The 3088-nt window shown below is 76.1% G+C and carries 3 protein-coding genes; all 3 read left to right on the forward strand.

What is annotated here, in order from left to right:
* Window positions 1-27 precede the first annotated feature (27 nt).
* Window positions 28-1257 (forward strand): Gfo/Idh/MocA family protein, encoded by a 1230-nt coding sequence (locus L7D48_RS27710; RefSeq protein ID WP_256463338.1) that lies wholly within the window; start codon window positions 28-30, stop codon window positions 1255-1257.
* Complete coding sequence (locus tag L7D48_RS27715; protein ID WP_237883674.1) at window positions 1254-2135, forward strand: PmoA family protein; 882 nt, start codon at window positions 1254-1256, stop codon at window positions 2133-2135. Before L7D48_RS27710 ends, L7D48_RS27715 begins: the two co-directional genes overlap by 4 nt.
* Window positions 2132-3088 (forward strand): glycoside hydrolase 43 family protein (locus tag L7D48_RS27720; RefSeq protein WP_237883675.1); only part of this gene is annotated, 957 nt, incomplete at its 3' end. The genes L7D48_RS27715 and L7D48_RS27720, both read left to right, overlap by 4 nt.

Consider the following 3088-nt stretch of genomic DNA (forward strand, 5'->3'; position numbering starts at 1 on the left):
GCCCCCGCCTTCGACACCGCCCGTCCCCTGCCGGTCGTGCTGGCCGGCGCCCGCGGCCACGGCCGCTGGCACCTGGACAACATCCGCCGCCTCACGCGGGAGGGCCTGGTCCGCCTGGCCGGGATCTGCGAGCTGACCCCCCTGGACGAGGAGGAGCTGGCCGGCCTCGGCAGCCCCGAGCAGTCGGCCGACTTCGCGGCCCTGCTGGAGAGCACCGGCGCGCGGATCGCCGTGGTCTGCACCCCGATCCACACCCACACCGACCTGGCGCTGACCGCCGCCGAACGGGGCGTGCACCTGCTGCTGGAGAAACCGCCCGCGCCCTCGTACGCGGAGTTCGAGCGGATGGTCAAGGGGGTGCGGGCGGCGGGCGTCGCCTGCCAGATCGGCTTCCAGTCGCTGGGCTCGCACGCCGTCACCGCGGTGCGCGACCTGATCGCCGACGGTGCGATCGGCGCGGTGCGCGGCATCGGCGCGGCCGGTGCCTGGAGCCGCGACCTGGCCTACTGGGACCGCGCCCCCTGGGCCGGCCGGCGCCGCATGGAGGGCCGGGACGTGGTGGACGGCGTCCTGACCAACCCCCTGGCCCACGCGGTGGCCACCGCGCTGCGCATCGACGGCGGCGACCGCGCCGAGGACGTCGCCGGCATCGAGCTGGAGCTGTACCGCGCCAACGCCATCGAGTCCGACGACACCTCCTGCGTCCGGCTGCGCACCGCGCACGGCGACGGGACGGCGGGCGAGATCACCGCGGCCGTGACCCTGTGCGCCGAGCGGCCCGGTGAGCCCTACGTCGTCGTCCACGGCACCGGCGGCCGGATCACCTTCTGGTACAAGCAGGACCGCCTGCTGCTGCAACGCGACGGACACGCGCCCGAGACCACCGAGCACGCCCGCACCGACCTGCTGCGCAACCTCGTGGCCCACCTCACCGGCGGCGAGGAGCTGCTGGTGCCGCCCGAGCGCACCGGCGCCTTCATGCGGCTGGTGGAGGCCGTGCGCACCGCGCCCGAGCCGCGCCCGCTGCCCGCCGGCGCCTGGCGCACCGAGCCCGGCCCCGGCGGCGACGGCTCCGCCCGGCGGATCGTCACCGGCATCGACGAGCTGGTCGCGGCCGGGGCCGAGGAGCTGGCCCTGTACTCCGAGCTGTCCGACGGTTCCGGCCCGCGCGCCCCCTGGGCCGCCCCGGCGGAGCCCCGGCGGCGGTCCGAACGGGAAACCGAGCGGGAACTCGAGCGGAAGGGAGCCGAGGCATGACCGCGCCGCACCCGGAAGCCCCCGAAGCCGCCGGGTCCGTCGAACTGCGCTGCGGCGGACGGACCGTGGCCCGCTACGAGTACCGGCCGCGCCTGGCCGTCAGGGAGTCGCCGCGCCCCTACCTGCATCCCGTCCGCACCCTGGGCGGCACCGCCGTCACCGAGCTGCGGCCCGCCGACCATGTGCACCACCTCGGGGTGAGCGTGGCCGTCCCCGACGTCGGCGGCGCCAACTTCTGGGGCGGGCGCACCTTCGTCCGCGACCGGGGACCGGTCGAGCTGGACAACCACGGCCACCAGAGCCACCTGGGCTGGACCGACCTGCGCGAGGACGGTTTCACCGAGGAGATCGCCTGGCAGCGGGACGGGCGGCGGCTGCTGACCGAGCGCCGCACCGTCACCGCGCGGGCGCTGGACGCGAAGTGCTGGGCGCTGGACCTCACCACCGAGCTCACCAACGTCTGCGGCGAGGAGCTGTCGGTGGGCAGTCCGGCCACCAACGGCCGCCCCGGCGCCGGCTACGGCGGCTTCTTCTGGCGTCCGCCCATCGGCCCCCGCCCGCCGCGGGTGTTCACCGGGGACGCCGAGGGCGAGGAGGAGGTGCACGGCTCACGGGCGCCCTGGCTGGCCATGGCGACCGACGCCTGGACGCTGGTGTTCGCCGGTGCCACCGAGGACACCCGCCGCGACCGGTGGTTCGTACGCGCCGCCGAGTACCCGGGCGTCGGATCCGCGCTGGCCTGGGACGGCAGACTGCCGCTGCCGACCGGGCGGCCGGTGGTGCGGCGGGTGGTCACCGGTGTCGCCGACGGGCGGCTGGAGAGGGCCGCCGCCGCCGAGGTCGCCGCCCGGCTCACCGGGAAGGAGGCGCCCCGATGACGGCTCCGCCCGAGGCCCCGGCCCCCACCGCCCCGGCCGGCACATACCGCAACCCGGTGCTGGACGCCGACTGGTCCGACCCCGACGCCATCCGCGTCGGCGACGACTACTACCTGACCGCCTCCAGCTTCGGCCGCGCCCCCGGCCTGCCGATCCTCCACTCCCGCGACCTGGTCAACTGGCGGATCATCGGCCACGCCCTGGAGCGGCTGGAGCCGGAGCAGGCGTTCACCACCCCGCGCCACGACTGCGGGGTGTGGGCGCCCTCCATCCGCCACCACGCCGGCCGCTTCTGGATCTTCTGGGGCGATCCCGACCACGGCATCTACCAGATCAGCGCCGAGGACGTGCGGGGCCCGTGGAGCAGACCGCACCTGCTGAAGGCCGGCCGCGGACTGATCGACCCCTGCCCGCTGTGGGACGAGAGGGGCCGCGCCTATCTGGTGCACGCCTGGGCGAAGTCCCGCTCCGGGATCAAGAACCGGCTCACCGGCCACCGGATGAGCCCCGACGGCCGCGAACTGCTCGACGCCGGCCGCACGGTCGTCGACGGCGACGCGCTGCCCGGCTGGTTCACTCTGGAGGGCCCCAAGCTCTACCGGCACGGCGGCTGGTACTGGATCTTCGCCCCGGCCGGGGGAGTGGAGACCGGCTGGCAGGGCGCGTTCCGCTCCCGGGACTTCTTCGGCCCCTACGAGGAGCGCATCGTGCTCGCCCAGGGCCGCACCGGCGTCAACGGCCCGCACCAGGGGGCGTGGGTGCGGGCGGCCGACGGCTCCGACTGGTTCCTCCACTTCCAGCAGCGCGGCGCGTACGGGCGGGTGGTGCACCTGCAGCCGATGGACTGGGACGGACACGGCTGGCCGGTGATCGGCGACGGGGGCGAACCCGTCGCCGCCCACCGCCCGCCCCTCCCCGCCGAGCGCCCCGCTCGGCGGGGAGGGGCGGGCGGT

The organism is Streptomyces sp. ICN903, from assembly GCF_022015835.1.
Classification (GTDB): Bacteria; Actinomycetota; Actinomycetes; order Streptomycetales; family Streptomycetaceae; genus Streptomyces; species Streptomyces fenghuangensis.

Bases quoted from the DNA above. Each gene is read 5' to 3' on its own strand.
- L7D48_RS27715 (WP_237883674.1), top strand. From the start codon at position 1,254: ATGACCGCGCCGCACCCGGAAGCCCCCGAAGCCGCCGGGTCCGTCGAA.